Source organism: Kitasatospora sp. NE20-6, assembly GCF_045862635.1.
The window spans coordinates 65,836-81,166 of the sequence record NZ_BPRL01000013.1 but is presented as its reverse complement, the minus strand read 5'-3'; the positions used below and the strand labels follow the sequence as shown (position 1 = coordinate 81,166).

Genomic DNA, 15,331 nt, shown 5'->3' with positions numbered 1-15,331 from the left:
GCACCCGCACGGGCCCGCCCCGGCTACCCGGGCGGGAAGGGCAGGTAGCCGGGCAGGTACGGCCCGGCGTAGCGGGTGCGGTCGACCAGGGTGTGGCGGATGGGGCCGGCCGTGCCGATGACCGCGATCACCACGGTGCCGTGACGGTCGCTCAGCTCGTACGGCTCGGTGACGGCCTCCGCGCCGCGGTCGACGGCGTAGTCGAACGCGAAGTACGCGTCGGTCACGCGCAGGGCGAGCTCGACGACACCCTCGCCGTGGTCGGCGAGATGGCGGGCGAGCCGCCCGTCGGGCCGGGTGGCCGAGCTCAGGACGTACCGTGCGCCGCCGCACTCCAGCACGTACGAGCGCAGGTGCGGGCTGCCGGTCTCCGGTCCGGCGTACGCGATGCCGCGCATGCCGAGCACGGTCCGGTAGTGCCGGGCCGCCCGGTCGGCGTCGTGCACGGCGAGCACGACGGCGTCGGTCAGGCAGGTGGGCCCGTGGGCGTACGCGGTGCGGCCGCCCTCCTCGGGGCCGTACGCGTGGCCGGTGCCGTACGCGTGCCCGGCAGGGTGAACGGGCCCGGTGCGGCGGACGGGCCCGGGCCGGTGGAGGTGTTCGGAGCCGTGTGCGTGGTCGGAGCGGTGGGCGTGCTCGGGCATGGCGGGCCTCCCCTGTCGTCCCCGGGGCGGTACGGCGACGGTGCGGGGGCCACCCGCGGGGTGTGCAGGAGAGTGGCGCGGCTCACACGGCTGCGCAAGTGTTCCGTTTCCTCCTGGGCAAGCTGTGCCGGACGGGCCGACAATGGCGGCACCGACTGGACAGATTGCCCACCGGCGCCGGCTCCCGGCCGGCCCGCCCATCGGACGGAGCAGCCGTGCACTCCCCCAACGACGCCATCGACCCGCTCGACGGCAAGCTCATCCGCCTGCTCAGCGAGGAGCCGCGGATCGGTGTGCTGGAGTGCTCGCGCCGGCTGCAGGTCGCCCGCGGCACGGTGCAGGCCCGGCTGGACCGCCTGCAGGCGCGGGGGGTGATCGGCGGGTTCGGCCCGCAGGTCGACCCGGCGGCGCTCGGCTACCCGGTGACGGCGTTCGCGACGCTGGAGATCTCGCAGGGCCAGGGGGCCGATGTCCGGGCGCACCTGGCCGCGGTGCCGGAGGTGCTGGAGCTCCACACCATCACCGGGCAGGGCGACATGCTGGTGCGGATCGTGGCGCGTTCCAACGCGGACCTCCAGCGGGTGATCGACCGGGTGGTGGGGTTCGACGGGATCGTCCGGGCCTCGACCGCGATCGCGCTGGAGAACCCGGTGTCGTACCGCATCCTTCCGCTGGTGGAACAGGCCGCCCGGGAGTGACCGGGCCGGGCCCCTCGGCACGTCGCACGCACCGCCCCGGGCGCCACGGCGCCGGCAGGACGGAACGGCGTCAGCAGGACGGGACGGCGCCGCCCTTGTCGAGGGCGTCGAGCGCGGCCACGGCGGACGCGAGCGTGGTGACCGGTACGAGCCGGAGGCCGTCCGGGGTGTCGACCTTGGCGTCGGAGCACTCGCTCTTCGGCACCAGGAAGACGGTGGCACCGTCGCGGGCCGCGGCGCGGGTCTTGAGCGGGATGCCGCCGACCGCGCCGATGACGCCCCGCTCGTCGATGGTGCCGGTGCCGGCGATGATGCGTCCGCCGGTGAGGTCACCGCCGTGGCCGTTGCCGTTGAGCTTGTCGATGATGCCGAGGCTGAGCATCTGTCCGGCGCTCGGGCCGCCGATGTCGCCGAGGTCGATCTTCACGGTCACCTGCGACGGCGAGAGGTGGAGGTAGGAGAGGGCCGCGGCGGTGGCGCTGTCCTGCGACTCGGTCATCTGGTGCGCGGTCTCCTGCTCCGCGTCGCCCGGGTCGTCCTGGGGGTAGACGGCGTCGCTCGGCAGCACCGCCTCGTCGCCGCGGACCCAGGCCACCACGGCCGTCCGGAAGCTGATCTCCTCGCCGGCGTTGGTGGCGGAGATGGTGGTGGCGCGCAGCTGCCCGCTGGTGGTCCGGGTGGGCGCGCCGGTGATGGTGATGACCGGGGCGCCGTTGTAGGTGCCGAGGGTGTCCGCGGTGACGCCCGGCCGGGTGAGCGTGAACGGCAGCGGCGCGAACGCGGCCACGCCGAAGAGCGCGAGCACCAGTCCGCCGCACAGGGCGAGGGCGCGGGTCCGGGGGGCCGTCAGGGCCGTGGGCAGCTTTGCGTCAGACACACCCGCATCGAACCACACCGGCGGCCGGCCCCGCGGCCGTCCGGGCCGCCGGACACGGCTACCGGAGGACGGCCCCGGGTCAGCGCAGCGCGTCGGCCACTTCGGTGGCGGCCTCGACGACGCGCGGTCCGACCCGCTCGGGCACGAGCCCGTTGAGCATCACGACGCCGACGCTGCCCTCGATCCCGCTGAGTCCGAGCAGTGCGGCCGCGGCGCCGCTGGCGCCGGACTGCTCCTCCGCCCGGGTGATCACGAAGCCCTGCTCGGGGCGGCGCTGGTTCGGGAAGCCGCGGGCCTCCAGGATGGCGCGGCCGGCCGCGCTCTCGTCGAGCGGGTGGCGCAGGCCCGTGCGGTACGCGACGTGGAAGTCCGTCCAGCTGGGTTCGACGACGGCGACGGCCAGGGCCTCGTTGCCGTCGACGAGGGTGAGGTGGGCGGTGGCGCCGAGGTCCTCGGCGAGGCTGCGGAGGGCGGGCAGGGCGGCCTCGCGCAGCAGGGGGTGGACGCGGTGCGCGAGGCGCAGGACGCCGAGGCCGACGCGGGCACGGCCGCCGATGTCGCGGCGTACGAGGCCGTGCTGCTCCAGGGTCGCCAGCAGGCGGTAGACCACGGTGCGGTTCACGGCGAGCCGGGCGGCGAGCTCGGTGACGGTGAGACCACGTTCGGAGTCGGCGAGGAGTTTCAGGACCCGGACACCACGGTCCAGGGTCTGGGATGTTTCGGCAGTCACGACGCGCAAATCCTTTCCGCGGCGTCGCCGGCGCCGACGGAAGGCGGGCCGGGACGGGGGTGTCACGCGCAGGTGGGGTTGTCCGCGCCGGAGGAGGTCTCGGCGTCATCGACGAGGGCACAACTCCGCGGTGCCCGTCTCGGCTGTGGGTGGTCGTTCGAGAGAGCGTGGGGGAAAGGTAGTGAACGCGGCCGGGGCTGCGGAAGTAGTTGTCCAAAATTCGGTCAACATCAGCAAAAACTCGTGGGCCAAACCATGACATTGCGCCCGAATCACAAGGCCGCGCCGCTCGCATGTTCGATATCTGACCGGAGTTCGGACACCGGCCGGGCCGCGGCCGTGTCGGCCGGGCGGTCCGCGGGCCCGCCCGCAGGGGCGCACACCCACCCTCTCGGGGGCGCACGTCCGCCCGTTCACACCACCTGCGTCCACCCGGATCGCCGACGGGGCGGGCTAGCAGGCAGGCGGTGGCTGCGACAGGCGGCGGACGTCCAGCGGCGGACGTCCGGCGGCGGGCCGGTCAGAAGAGGTTGCGGCCGATCGTCCACAGGACGGCCGCCACGAGGAGCGCCGGGACGGCGCCGGGCCTGGGCCTGGGCCTCCAGCGGCGGCCGGACAGCCCGTGCCGCAGGGCCACGAGGTACCAGGCGGCGACGAGCGGCAGCACGAGGAGCAGGGCGGCGTTGTCGTGCCAGGCCGCGGCGAGGTCGCCGTGCAGCAGGTCGTACGTCATGCGGGTGCCGCCGCAGCCGGGGCACTGCAGGCCGGTGAGCCGGTGCACGGGGCAGAACGGCAGGAACTGCCCGGGCAGGTGGGGGTCGCGGGTGCGGAGGTACGCGGCGCCCGCGAGTCCGGCGGCGAGCAGGCCGAGCGGGCCCGCCGCGGGGTGGCGGAGCGCCGCCGCGGCACGCCCCGCACCCCCGGTCCGGGTGCTGCTCCCGGGCCGGGGGTGCGGGTGTCGTCGCGCTGCCGGACGCATGGTCAGGAGCGGAGCTTCCGGCCCTGGGCGTCGGTGCGGGTGTCGCTGACGAGGAAGATGATGCCGTCGATCAGCGCCCAGACGCCGAGGCCGCCGCAGGTGAGGAGCTGGGCGATGCCGAGGCCGACGTGACCGGTGTAGAAGCGGCCGACGCCGAAGCCGCCGAGGAAGATCTGCAGGAGGCCGGCGACGACCTTGGACTTGTCGGACAGCTGGGTGTTGTCGGCGTTGTACGCCACGGGGGGCTCCTCTGGAGGTGCATGGCCGACTCGCCGTACGGGACGGCGAAGTCTCGGCATGTGGGACGGGTGGACGGATGTGCAGCTCCGTACGGAGCGCAGCGCCACCGAACACGCGGAAGATTAACGGATCATCCGACCCCATGTCTCCACAGTTTCTTTGCCAAGACGTGAAACTTCGCCCAGAGACCCTTCGACCAAGGACCGTTCGTCCACCACCCGACCGAAGACGGCGTCAGGCCTTCGCCCACTCCCGGATGCAGGCGATCCGCGCGTTCAGCTGGTTCGCCGTGGCCTGCGCCGTGAGCGGTCCGCCGCACTGGCGGCGCAGCTCGTTGTGGATCGTCCCGTGGGGCTGGCTGGTGCGGTGGTGCCAGGCGGCCACCAGCGCGTTCAGCTCCTTGCGCAGCTCGCGCAGCTCCTGATGGGTCACCACCGGGCGCTGCTCGGCGGGGAGTTCGATCAGGTCGGCCTCCTCGGCCGGCTTGGCCTTGGAGCGCTGGATCTGCCGGTGCTGGCGCTTCTGCAGCAGCATCTGCACCTGGTCGGGCTCCAGGAGGCCCGGGATGCCGAGGTACTCCTCCTCCTCCTCGCTGCCCGGGTGCGCCTGCATGCCGAACTCCATGGCGTTGTACAGCACCCGGTCGAAGACCGCGTCGCTGCCCAGCGCCTCGTAGGAGAACTCCTCGGTGCCGGTGTCCGCCCCGTCGTTGGCCTTCTCGGCCTCGGCGAGCAGCCGGTCCTCCTCGTCGAAGAGGCCCTCGCTCTCCTTCTTCGGCCGGTCGAGCACGTGGTCGCGCTGCAGCTCCATCTCGTTGGCGAAGCCGAGCAGCATCGGGATGGTCGGCAGGAAGACGGACGCAGTCTCGCCGCGCTTGCGGGCACGGACGAAGCGGCCGACGGCCTGCGCGAAGAAGAGCGGGGTGGAGATCGAGGTCGCGTAGACGCCGACGCACAGCCGGGGCACGTCGACGCCCTCCGACACCATGCGCACCGCGACCATCCAGCGGGATTCCCCGGCCGCGAAGTCGGAGATCCGCTGCGAGGCCTCGCTCTCGTCGGAGAGCACCAGGGCGACCTTCTCGCCGGTGATCTCGCGCAGCAGCTTGGCGTAGGCCCGGGCGACGTTCTGGTCGGTGGCGATGACCAGGCCGCCGGCGTCCGGGATCGCCTTGCGGACCTCGGTGAGGCGCCGGTCGGCGGCCTGCAGCACGCTCGGGATCCACTCGCCCTGCGGGGAGAGGGCGGTGCGCCACGCCTGCGCGATGAGGTCCTTGGTCATCGGCTCGCCGAGGCGGGCCTCCAGCTCGTCGCCGGCCTTGGTGCGCCACCGCATGCTGCCGCTGTACGAGAGGAAGATCACAGGGCGCACGACGTGGTCGGCGAGCGCGTGGCCGTACCCGTACGTGTAGTCCGCGACGGACTTGCGGAGCCCGTCGGTGTCGGCCTCGTAGCCGACGAACGGGATCGGGTTGGTGTCCGAGCGGAAGGGCGTTCCGGTCAGGGCGAGCCGCCGGGTGGCCGGTTCGAACGCCTCGAAGCACGCCTCGCCCCAGGACTTCGAGTCACCGGCGTGGTGGATCTCGTCCATGATGACGAGGGTCTTGCGGGCCTCGGTGCGGTTGCGGTGCAGCATCGGGTTGACCCCGACGCCCGCGTACGTGACGACGATGCCGTGGTAGTCCTTCGACAGCGGCCCCGAGGAGTACGCCGGGTCGAGCCGGATGCCTATCCGCGCGGCCGCCTCCGCCCACTGCTTCTTCAGGTGCTCGGTCGGCGCGACGACCGTGATCTGCTGCACCAGGTGGTTGTGCAGGAGGTACGACGCCAGGGTGAGGGCGAAGGTCGTCTTGCCGGCGCCCGGCGTCGCGACCGCGAGGAAGTCCCGCGGCTGCTTCTCGATGTACGCGTCCAGCGCGCCCTGCTGCCAGGCGCGCAGCTTCCCGGCCGTTCCCCAGGGGGCGCGGCCGGGGAAGGCCGGCGACAGGTGGTGTGAGGCGTTGCTCGTGCCGGAGGCTCGGACGGGCGCGGCGGACGCGGCGTCGGAGAACAGCGGCGACATCGGGGAAGCGGCGGCGGTACTCACGGGCTCCGGAGGGGATCGTCGCAGGCCAGGGCGGTTTTCTCGGCCCCAGCCCGCGGTCGGGCGGCGGTCGGACAACCAGCCCAGCCTACCGGGCGCCGTCGCGGCACCGGGTCAGACTCGACCGTCGTGCAGGGCCCGCAGGCGCTCCGCGATCACGCCGACCTCGGCGAGTTCGCCCGCCGCCACGGCCACCACCAGCGCGTATGCGGCGTCCTGGTCGACGTCCGCCATGTCGGCGCCGTTGAGGTCGAGAAAAACCACCGTACCCATCCAGGCGGTCCGCTTGTTGCCGTCCACCAGCGGGTGGTTCGCGGCGAGCGAGTGGAGCAGCGCCGCGGCCTTCGGGAAGAGCCCGTCGTACGCCTGCACGCCGAACATCCCGGCGCTCGGCCGGTGGGCGGCCGATTCGAGCAGTCCGGGCTCGCGCAGCTCGGCCGGGCGGCCCCGGCAGCCGAGCACGGCGAGTTCCAGCAGCTCGGGAACGTCGAGGTACCTCACTCCCCCAGCCTCCTCAGCAGCTCGGCGTGCCGGTCCGCGTACTTCGCCCCGAGGCGGCGGACCTCCTCCGCGACACCCCCGGCCCGCGCCGCGCCGTCCGGCCGGCGTCCGCCCGCCGGCCCCTCCCGCCGAAGCCCCTGCCCCGGCCCCGACCCTTGCTCCTGCCCCGGCTCCTGCTCCTGCTCCTGCTCCTGCTCCTGCTCGGTCATGCGCAGACCGTACGGGCCGGGCGGAGCCCCGCGGTACCGGATTTCGACGGTCGCCGTGAGACAGGTCACAGCGGCGCCCGGGTAAGGACGGCGTGTCGCCCGGCTCCCCTCCCCCGAGACATCCACCCCAGCCGTCACAGAATCCACACACGTCACACGTTCCGTCCGCGAACTTCGGGGCAGGACGACACCGGGAGGAACCGACATGTCCGCAGCGCCCCTCACCGTCGAGCAGGCCGTCCAGGCCCGGCTCTTCGTCACCACCCACCGCACGGCCGCCCTGAGCGTCACGCTGCGCTACCGCACGGACGACCCGCTCGCCGTCCGCATGCTCTTCCCCGCCGAGTTCTCGCTCGACGGCGAGGCCCTGCCGGAGGCCCCGCCCGAGGTCGAGTGGGTGTTCGCCCGCCGGCTGCTGGCGGCCGGCCTCGACCTCCCCAGCGGCCTCGGCGACGTGCACGTCCGCCCGCTGATCGGCGGGCGCACCATGGTCGAACTGCGGGCCGCCGAGGGGGTCGCGCTCGTCCAGTTCGACGCCGCCGACCTGCGGCGCTTCCTCCTGCGGAGCTTCGTGGCGGTGCCCGAGGAGCAGGAGTTCCTCCTCCTGGACGCCGACCGGGCGCTCGCCGAACTCCTCGGCTGACGGCCCCCGCCCCCTCCCGGCGGCTACTCCGACAGCTTCCGCATCAGCCGCACGCCCTGCGCCGGCGTCATGTGCGGCAGGTAGGCCTTGCCGATGGCGCGGGTGATCGCGGGCAGCGCGGCCGGGTCGGGATAGACCATGTACATCGGCCGGTACTCGGGCTGGAACTTCGCCTTGAAGGCGAGCAGCGAACGGAAGCCGTACACCGGCTCCAGGACGCCGCCCATCCAGTCGAGCATCCGCTGCAGCGGGGTCACCGGCCCGTCGCCCTCGGCCCGGGCCAGCGGCGCGCCGGAGAGGCTGAGGAAGCGCGCCCCCTCCTCCTTGAAGCCCAGGGCCGCCGAGGCGATGAGGAACTCCATGACGCCGCGGAAGCCCTCGGCCCGGCGGCGCATGAAGTCGAGCGTCCATCCGACGGGGGCGCCGTCCTCGTAGACCGGCATCCAGCTGGTCAGGCCGTGCACGGTGCGGTCGGCGTCGACCGCGACGAGCAGCCGTACCGCCGGGTCGTCGAGCTCGGCGAGACCGCCGAGGGTGAAGCCCATCTCGGGCAGGCCCTTGTCGGAGACCCACTCCTCGGAGATGGAGCGGATCTGGTCGCGGACGGCGATCGGCGCCTCGCGGTAGGTCCACCACTCGGCGGTGATGCCCTGCTTCCCCGCCTTGTTGAGGGAGGTGCGGACGTCCTGCCACTTCTTGCCCGTGAAGGCGAGGTCGGGCAGGGGCACGACGGTGTCCTCGGCGACCTGCAGGGTGCGCCAGCCGAGGGCCTCGGCCTCCTCCTGCACCTGCGCGGTGACGCTGTAGAAGCAGGGGGTCCAGCCGCGGGTGTCGCAGTGCCGGGCGAAGCCGGCGACCGCCCGCCGCCTGGCCCCGGGCTCGCCGAAGGGGTCGCCGGTGGTGAGCGCGACGGTGGCGACGACGCGGTACGGCACGGCCGCCCGGCCCTCCTCGTCGAACCAGTAGTGGTTGCCGTCCCAGGTCGACAGGAACGACAGCGTCGACCCGCCCGTGCCGGTGAGCAGCGCCCGGGCGCGGGCGGTGTCCTCGGCGTCGGTGTGCACGGCGGGCCTCCGGAAGGCCACCAGCAGGGCGACGAGGGTCACCGCCCAGAACAGCACGCCGACGGTGATCTCCAGGGCCTGCGCACCGCCGCCCGCGGCGATCGGCCGGTCCGGCAGCAGTGCGTCGTAGGAGGGCGGCAGGAACTCGGCCGGGAGGCCCGCGGCCAGGCCGGCGGCGCCGGCGTGCGGCCGGTACTGCCGGGTGAGCAGGAGCCCGATCCCGACGTACGCGGCGCAGCACAGCACGAACGTGCCGCCGACGAGGACGGCGAGCCGGCGCTCCACCCGCTCGGGCAGCCGCTGGTCGAAGCTGCGCCGGGTCAGCACCAGGAGGACGAGCATCGCGACCGGCAGCAGCAGGGACTCGCCGATCAGCTCGGCGAGCAGGCCGGTGCCGCCGCCGCCCGTGAGGTCGTCGTCGTGGATCGCCAGGAGCCACCAGAGCACGGCGACCCAGGCGAGCTCGGTCGCCACGGTGATCCACCAGGCGAGCCGCAGGCCGCGGCGCAGTCCTTCGGCGAGCACCAGCAGCAGGACGGGCGCCAGGGCGGCCATGAGCCGGCCGGGTGAGTCGAAGAAGCGGACGGCCGAGCGGGCCCGTGCGCAGGCCTGCGCGGACTCCTGGCAGGCGGCGGCCACCTGCCCGCCGGAGGGGACGTGCGAGAAGTACAGGTCGCCGAGGGTGTTGAACGGGCCGATCGCGTCCTGGTACAGCGAGGCGACGAGCGGGCCGATCGCCGCCGCGGCGAGCGTGAGGGCGACGAGCACCCGGGTCTCGGTGTGCGAGGCGCGGTGCGGGCGCCGGCCGCCGCGGCGGTGCACCAGGGCGCCGCCCGCGAGGCCGGCGAGCACGGCGGCGACCCGCTGCACGCCCTGCAGGTGGCCGACGTAGAGCATCATCACGAGCGGGACGAGCACGACGAGCAGCCGCAGCCGGCGGCGCCACAGCACGGTGAGCCGGTAGCTGAGCACGGCGGCGACGGCGAAGAGGCCGATGGTGGGGCCCACGGCGATCTGGTCCTGGATGGCCTGCATCCAGCCGATGTCCGCGGCGACGCCGAGCCGGACGACGGCCGTGCCCAGCAGGGTGCCCGCGACCTGCCCGGCCACCAGCAGCGCCGCGGTGCGCACGGTGCCGAACCGCACCTCGGCGAGCGGCCCGAGCACGGCCAGCAGCAGGGTGGTCACCACGTACGCGCCGATGCCCGAGCACCAGAGCAGCGAGCTGACCGGGGTCCACCAGTGGCCGGCCTCCAGGCTGGGGAGGCCGACGCCGACGTCCGGCAGCAGCCGGTCGGACGGGCCGGTGCCGAGGCTGCCGGTGGCGGCGCCGACGACCCACAGGGCGACGATCAGCGTGAGGGTGACCGGGGCCCGGCGCAGCTGCGCGGCGAGCCGGGCGAGGACGCGCAGGGCGGGGCTGCCGGTCTCGGGTCCGGGGCGGACCGGGGCGGGGGCGACGGGCTCGGCGCGGGTCATCGGATCGTTCTCCGCGGCCCGGCCGGCCGGGTGGGCGGCCCGCCACGGCGGTGGGCGGCGGGGCGGGGGCACGTCCGGCGGCGGGTGCCGCCCGGGGGCGTCCGGTGCACCGGGCTCCTCTCGTACGGTCGCCGGGTCAGGCCGCGCGGACCAGGTGGGCGTAGACGACGACGTTGGCGTCGTAGCCGGTCCGCCGGCTGAAGTCGCCGCCGCAGGTGATCAGGCGGACCTGGGCGGTGCCGGCGGCGCCGTAGACCTGCCGGTCGGGGAAGTCGTCCTTGGGATGGACGACCACCGCGTCGACGGCGAACCAGGCGGTCGACCGGTCGTCGCGGACGACCGCCACCTGGTCGCCGCGGTGCAGGGCGCCGAGGCGGTAGAAGACGGCGGGTCCGCGGTCGTTGTCGACGTGGCCGGCGAGGACGGCGGTGCCGCGCTCGCCGGGCGCGGTGCCGGCCCGGTACCAGCCCGCCAGGTTGGCGTCGCCGGGCGGCGGCGGTTCGAGCCGCCCGTCGGCGTCCAGGGCCAGGCCGGTGACCGGTGCGTCGACGGAGAGCGCCGGGATGCGGATGCGGACGGGTGCGGCGCGGGGCATCGGCGGGGCGGCGACCAGGGGCGCGCCCAGTGCGTCGAAGCCCTGCTCGGCGGTGGGCAGCGGGGGCAGGATGCGGCCGCCGCCGTGCAGCATCCAGGCGCCGAGCACCAGGGCGGCGCCGGCCGCCAGCGTGCCGGGCCAGGGGTTCTTGGGTGTCCTGCCCACCGTGCTCCCGTCCGTGCGTCGCCGGTGCCGGTCCGGGGGCTCCGGGCCCGGGCCCGCCCGTGATGGTCCGTCGGCCGCGCGTCCCCGGCCCGGCCGGGACGGCGGCTCACGGCTGCTGCTCCGCGGGCGCTGCGGGCGAGCCGTCCGCGGGAGGCGCGGCCCGGTCTGCGGCCGCGCCCGGGGTCGGGTCGGCGGCCGTACGCTGCCGCCGGACGGCGGGCAGCCGCGGCCGGGTGACGAAGCCCTCGGCGACGGCGTTGGCGAGCCCGATCGCGAACAGCTCGACGGGCTTCTCGTACAGCACGTACCGCGGCTGCCAGGCGGGCCGGTACTTCGCGTTGGCCCGGTAGAGCGACTCCAGCTGCCACCAGCGGGAGAGGAAGCGCAGGGTGCCGCGCCACAGCCGCAGCACGGGGCCGGCGCCGAGCCGGGCGCCCTCCTCGAAGACGGCCCGGAACATCGCGAAGTTCAGCGAGACCCGGTCGACCCGGATCTCGCCGGCCGCGGCGCGCAGCAGCAGTTCGGTGACCATGAACTCGACGAGCCCGTTGTCGGACTCCCGGTCGCGCCGCATCAGGTCGAGGGAGAGGCCGTCGGCGCCCCACGGGACGAAGCTCAGCAGCGCGCACGTGCGGTCGTTCTCGTCGCGGCACTCGATCATCAGGCAGTCGCCGTCCTCGGGGTCGCCGAGCCGGCCGAGCGCCATGGAGAAGCCGCGTTCGGTGCGGCCGTGGCGCCAGGCGTCGGCGAGCCGCACGAGGCCGGCCAGCTCGTCCGCCGGGATCTCGTGGTGCCGGCGGACGACCGCACGGTAGCCCGCCTTGCGGACCCTGCCGTGCGCCTGCCGTACGGGGCGCATCGGTCGGCCCTCCAGGCCGAAGCCCGCCGTCGTCACGACCGCCTCGTCACCGAGCTCCATGGCCCGCAGCCCGGCGATGCGGGTGTAGGCGAGGGCGGCCTGCTCGCCGGCGCCGGTGACGGCGGGGATCCAGCCGCGGGCGCGGAGCTCGCGGTGCCACACCTCGATGGCCTGCGGCCACGCCTCCGGGTCGCCGAGCGGGTCGCCCGAGGCGAGCGCAACACCGTTGACGACGCGGTGCAGCACCGCGGCCTTGCCGGACGGCGACCAGCAGACCGCCTTGTCGCGGCGGAGCGCGAAGTAGCCGAGGGAGTCGCGCTCGCCGTGCCGGGCGAGCAGGGCGCGCAGCCGCCGCTCGTCCTCGGGGCCCTGGGCCTGCTCGCCGCGGGGGGCGCGGAAGAGCAGCCGCATCGCGGCCAGCAGCAGGGCGGCGCCGACGAGGTTGATGCCCAGGTCGACCCAGCCGGGCACGTCGACGTCGGAGACCTGGACGACGCCGGAGAGCGTGACCAGCCGCAGCAGCACGTACAGCATGGCGTCGCCCCAGTCGGGCGGCGTCTGCGCGTAGGTGGCGCGGACGACCGCGGCGCCGACGACGGTGAGCAGCGCTCCCCCGACCAGCAGGACGGCGGCGGCCAGCGCCGGGTTGCCGCGCCCGCCGCGGGCGGTGAACACCGGCCGGCCGGCCAGCAGGGCGGCCAGCACGGCGACGGTGACCACCGCCGACACCCAGTTGAACGGGTGTGCGCGGTACTCGGGGAAGGCCAGCGCGTACCCGAAGACCGCGGTGTAGAGGGCGACCAGGACGGTGGTGACCACCCAGGCGGCCCGCTTGCGGCGGCGCAGCATCACCGCGAGGAGCCCGGCGAACAGCGCCCCGGTGAACCCGGCGGCGATCAGGACGGGCGTGAAGTAGTCGCCGCGGTCGGCCCGCTGGACCTGCGCGCGGAACGGCTCGACCAGGCCGGCCAGCAGGTTGAGGAGGGCGGCCGCGCGGGTGTACCACTCGGCTCCGGTCGCGCAGCGGCGGCGCCAGGCGGGTACGGGCGGGGCGGGACGGGACGGCGCCGACGTTGGTGCCGGTGCGGGCGTCGGCGCGGGCGTCGGCGCGGGCGTCGGCGCGGCTGCTGCTGCGGGCTCGCGAACCGGTGCGGACGGCGCGGCGGAGACGGCGGCGGAGGTCGGGGCAGGGGCAGGGGCGGGCGGGGGTGCTGGCGCAGGTGGGGGCGCCGGGGCCTCGACGTCCCGGTCCGCGTCGGGGGCGCCGGCCAGCACGTTGTAGAAGGAGGTCTTGGTGGCGACCATGCGCCGGTGCACGCGGGCCTCGCGGCGTTCGGCCCGGGCCATCCGGCGCGGTCGCGAGGCGTAGCGCCAGCGGGCCCACGGGCTGTCCGGCCGGGCCAGCCGGATCGCGCCGACGAAGGCCAGCGGCCAGAGCATCACGCCGATCAGGCCGGTCCAGAGCTTGCCCTTGAAGAGGCTGACGGCGACGAACAGGAGCAGGATCGCGGCCCCGACGAGCTGTCCGGCCGTCAGGTGGGACTTGAAGCCGCCGAGCGGCAGTTCGCCCACGATCAGAAGCCCGATGACGGCCACCGTCAGGATCACGGCGTCGACGGACTTGCGGCCCTCCTTGCTCCAGTAGACGTCCTCCAGGTGCAGCACCAGGGCGAACTCGTCGAGGACGAGGCCCGCACCGATGCCGAAGCCCGCGGCGAGGACGTTCCAGAGCGGCCCGCCGTCGCCGCGGACCGTGAAGGCGCCGATGCCGCAGACGAGCAGCAGCGCCTGGCCGAACACCACGTGATGGATGTGCAGGCCGCCGGGGGTGACGTTGCCCGGCCACCAGCTGGTGCCGCGGCGGATCATCCGGACGCTGAACCGGATGAACAGGAACGACCCGACGAGCCCGAGCAGGAGGAGCAGGAGCGGCTCGCGCCCGGTGTCGACGATCCGTTCCCGGTACGCGTCGAGCAGCGACTGCCACATGGCGTACGAGACCTCCGGTCGTCCGGTCGGCGGGTGCGATCCCTTCATCTGACGACGGCTCAGCCGGTGCGCGCCACCCGATGACCTGCCCGATGCTCCGAACGGGCGAGCGTCAACACGGCGCCCGGCGGTTCACCCTTCGATCCCAGGTACGAGCCTGCCGGCATGCCATGCTGTGGGCCGCACCCACCCGGACCTTCGATCCGACTGTCGGACTGTCAGCTCGTCCGGCCCCGCTGCGGACAGACTCGACCCGAACGGAGACGACCATGGACGCTCTCTCCCGCAGGACACTGCTGGCCGGTGGCGCCGCCACGGCGGCGGCCCTCGCCGCCGGCTGCGCGGGCACGCTCTCGCCGAACGGCGAGGAGGCGGCACCCGTCCAGGACTCGGGAGGGACGGCCGACGGCACGCCCAAGCCGCCTGCCTCGCTGATCGGCGACGGCTCGACCTCCGACACCGGCCCCCAGCCGCAGCAGCCCGAAGCCGTACCCCTGGAGCTCGGCCAGCGGCCCCCGCAGTTTGTCGTCTTCTCCTGGGACGGCGCCGGCGAGCTCGACAACCAGCTGTTCCAGCGCTTCCGGCAGCTCGCCCAGGACCACGACGCCCGGATGACCTTCTTCCTCTCCGGCCTGTACACCCTGCCGGAGGGGAAGAAGGACCTGTACCGGCCGCCGCAGCACCCCGTCGGCGCCTCCGACATCGGCTACCTCAGCGACGAACACGTCCACGCGACCATCCGTCAGGTCGGCGAGGCGTGGCTGGAGGGCCACGAGATCGGCACCCACTTCAACGGGCACTTCTGCGGGCCCACCGGCGGTGGCCGCTGGTCGCCCGAGGAGTGGGACAGCGAGATCGAGCAGGCCATGGACTTCGTCATGAACTGGCGGACGAACACCGGCTTCACCGACCTGCCCGCCCTGCCGTTCGACTACCGCAAGGAGCTGATCGGCGGCCGCACGCCCTGCCTCGAAGGCCAGCGCGGACTGCTCCCGACCGCCGCCAAGCGCGGCTGGAAGTACGACAGCAGCGGCCCCGGCGGGCTCCAGGTGTGGCCGCAGAAGTTCCAGGGCGGCGCCCTGTGGGACCTCCCGCTGCAGTCGATCCCGTTCCCCGGGCACAGCTTCCAGGTGCTGTCGATGGACTACAACATCATGTACAACCAGTCCGGCAGCAGCACCAAGGGCGACAGCTCCCTCTACGGCGCCTGGCAGACCCAGGCCCGCGACTCCTACCTGGCGGGCTTCGAGCGCGCGTACAGCACCAACCGCGCGCCGATGATCATCGGCAACCACTTCGAGCAGTGGAACGGCGGCATCTACATGAACGCCGTCGAGGAGACCCTCAAGGCCGTCGCCGGCAAGCCGGAGGTCCGGCTGGTGTCGTTCCGGCAGCTCGTCGAGTGGCTGGAGGTGCAGGACCCGGCGGTGCTGCGCAAGCTCCAGGCCCTCGCCCCCGGCGAGTCCCCCGCCGGCGGCTGGCCGTCCTACCTCGGCGGGCCGGCCGCGACCGGCTCCTGACCCGCGACCGCACCCGCACCCGGCGCCGCACCGGCCGGGCGGGCGGGCCGGGCGGGC

14 protein-coding genes are annotated in these 15,331 nt (G+C 74.3%); 3 read left to right on the top strand and 11 right to left on the bottom strand.

Translation table 11 applies throughout. The annotated features are described in order from the left end of the window. Positions 1-23: 23 nt before the first annotated feature. The gene (locus SNE206_RS14145; RefSeq protein WP_407913670.1) at positions 24-644 is read right to left on the bottom strand and encodes a VOC family protein; all 621 of its coding nucleotides are present in this window, start codon (positions 642-644) and stop codon (positions 24-26) included. Between the two features lie 215 nt (positions 645-859). On the opposite strand from SNE206_RS14145, the gene SNE206_RS14140 reads away from it, so the two are divergent. Then, positions 860-1,342: an Lrp/AsnC family transcriptional regulator gene (locus tag SNE206_RS14140; RefSeq protein WP_405013130.1), complete on the top strand. Its 483-nt coding sequence runs from the start codon at positions 860-862 to the stop codon at positions 1,340-1,342. Positions 1,343-1,412: 70 nt separating this feature from the next. On the opposite strand, the gene SNE206_RS14135 is transcribed toward SNE206_RS14140, so the two are convergent. The 7 genes from SNE206_RS14135 to SNE206_RS14105 all read right to left on the bottom strand — a co-directional run bounded on the left by SNE206_RS14135 (position 1,413) and on the right by SNE206_RS14105 (position 6,960). Further along, positions 1,413-2,204 carry a hypothetical protein gene (locus SNE206_RS14135; protein WP_407913766.1) on the bottom strand — a complete coding sequence of 264 codons (792 nt, stop codon included), beginning with the start codon at positions 2,202-2,204 and terminating at the stop codon, positions 1,413-1,415. A gap of 94 nt (positions 2,205-2,298) precedes the next feature. Further along, the gene (locus SNE206_RS14130) at positions 2,299-2,949 is read right to left on the bottom strand and encodes a helix-turn-helix domain-containing protein (RefSeq protein WP_100889990.1); all 651 of its coding nucleotides are present in this window, start codon (positions 2,947-2,949) and stop codon (positions 2,299-2,301) included. Positions 2,950-3,469: 520 nt separating this feature from the next. Then, positions 3,470-3,928: a DUF2752 domain-containing protein gene (locus SNE206_RS14125; protein WP_407913669.1), complete on the bottom strand. Its 459-nt coding sequence runs from the start codon at positions 3,926-3,928 to the stop codon at positions 3,470-3,472. 2 nt (positions 3,929-3,930) lie between these two features. After that, positions 3,931-4,167 carry a TM2 domain-containing protein gene (locus SNE206_RS14120; RefSeq protein WP_407913668.1) on the bottom strand — a complete coding sequence of 79 codons (237 nt, stop codon included), beginning with the start codon at positions 4,165-4,167 and terminating at the stop codon, positions 3,931-3,933. 235 nt (positions 4,168-4,402) lie between these two features. Beyond that, positions 4,403-6,229, bottom strand: coding sequence for a DEAD/DEAH box helicase (locus tag SNE206_RS14115; RefSeq protein WP_407913765.1), 1,827 nt, complete (start codon positions 6,227-6,229; stop codon positions 4,403-4,405). A gap of 135 nt (positions 6,230-6,364) precedes the next feature. Further along, complete coding sequence (locus SNE206_RS14110; RefSeq protein ID WP_407913667.1) at positions 6,365-6,751, bottom strand: type II toxin-antitoxin system death-on-curing family toxin; 387 nt, start codon at positions 6,749-6,751, stop codon at positions 6,365-6,367. Beyond that, positions 6,748-6,960 (bottom strand): hypothetical protein, encoded by a 213-nt coding sequence (locus SNE206_RS14105; RefSeq protein WP_407913666.1) that lies wholly within the window; start codon positions 6,958-6,960, stop codon positions 6,748-6,750. Before SNE206_RS14105 ends, SNE206_RS14110 begins: the two co-directional genes overlap by 4 nt. A 205-nt stretch (positions 6,961-7,165) precedes the next feature. On the opposite strand from SNE206_RS14105, the gene SNE206_RS14100 reads away from it, so the two are divergent. Further along, on the top strand, positions 7,166-7,603 hold the full coding sequence (locus SNE206_RS14100) for an SsgA family sporulation/cell division regulator (protein WP_407913665.1): 438 nt from the start codon (positions 7,166-7,168) through the stop codon (positions 7,601-7,603). Positions 7,604-7,626: 23 nt separating this feature from the next. On the opposite strand, the gene SNE206_RS14095 is transcribed toward SNE206_RS14100, so the two are convergent. The 3 genes from SNE206_RS14095 to SNE206_RS14085 form a co-directional block, all read right to left on the bottom strand. Then, positions 7,627-10,146: a rhomboid family intramembrane serine protease gene (locus SNE206_RS14095; protein WP_407913664.1), complete on the bottom strand. Its 2,520-nt coding sequence runs from the start codon at positions 10,144-10,146 to the stop codon at positions 7,627-7,629. 136 nt (positions 10,147-10,282) lie between these two features. Continuing rightward, positions 10,283-10,834, bottom strand: a complete 552-nt coding sequence (locus SNE206_RS14090; protein ID WP_407913764.1) for a class F sortase — start codon at positions 10,832-10,834, stop codon at positions 10,283-10,285. A gap of 178 nt (positions 10,835-11,012) precedes the next feature. Further along, the gene (locus tag SNE206_RS14085; protein WP_407913663.1) at positions 11,013-13,802 is read right to left on the bottom strand and encodes a phosphatidylglycerol lysyltransferase domain-containing protein; all 2,790 of its coding nucleotides are present in this window, start codon (positions 13,800-13,802) and stop codon (positions 11,013-11,015) included. A gap of 221 nt (positions 13,803-14,023) precedes the next feature. Here SNE206_RS14085 and SNE206_RS14080 point away from each other — a divergent pair, with 221 nt between their 5' ends. Continuing rightward, positions 14,024-15,274, top strand: a complete 1,251-nt coding sequence (locus tag SNE206_RS14080) for a hypothetical protein (protein ID WP_407913662.1) — start codon at positions 14,024-14,026, stop codon at positions 15,272-15,274. Positions 15,275-15,331 lie beyond the last annotated feature (57 nt).